General features: G+C 68.8%; 1 protein-coding gene. It reads right to left on the bottom strand.

The genetic code is table 11. From position 1 onward, the window contains the following. Positions 1–175: 175 nt before the first annotated feature. On the bottom strand, positions 176–525 hold a 350-nt coding region (locus tag ABD901_RS58910), incomplete at its 5' end, for a transposase (RefSeq protein WP_345145178.1).

Genomic DNA, 525 nt, shown 5'->3' with positions numbered 1-525 from the left:
AGCCCTGATCCACCGACGAGGTCTCGGTGCCCGGCCGGTCCAGCCCGATGATCTTGGACGCGGGTCAGGGCGTGTGGGAGTGACCGGCCGGGTTGCCGGTGCGCTCGATGGTCGAGGGAAGTCTGGGGGCGGGGTGGCCGGCGTTGGCCGCGTATGAACTGTCTGTTGTGGACGATCAGGTGGGTGGGGCGTGGACGGTGGTGAACAATCGTCGCCAGTTGTGTTGCCAGGGCCAGTGTTGCGGCAGATGGATGATGATCTGGCGGGCGTGACTGGTGATTCGGGCGGCGACGTTGATCAGGTGCCGGCGGATGGTGGCGGCGCGGGCGGTGTGGTGTGGCCTGCCGGCCAGGGTGGCGGCGGCGCGGGTGAGGTTGTGCGCGATGGCGGCGCAGGCCAGCCAGGCGTTGTTGGCGTTGAACCGGCCGGACGGCAGGTGCGCGAGTGGCCCGTCGATGAGTTCGGCGAAGACCTGTTCGATGATGGCGTGACCACGGTGCTGCGCTTCGGCCTGCACGAGCACGT

It is taken from the genome of Dactylosporangium darangshiense (genome assembly GCF_039537565.1).
In the GTDB taxonomy this organism is placed as follows: Bacteria; Actinomycetota; Actinomycetes; order Mycobacteriales; family Micromonosporaceae; genus Dactylosporangium; species Dactylosporangium darangshiense.
Note: the sequence above shows the minus strand (reverse complement) of the source record. Positions and strands in the feature narration are given on the sequence as shown.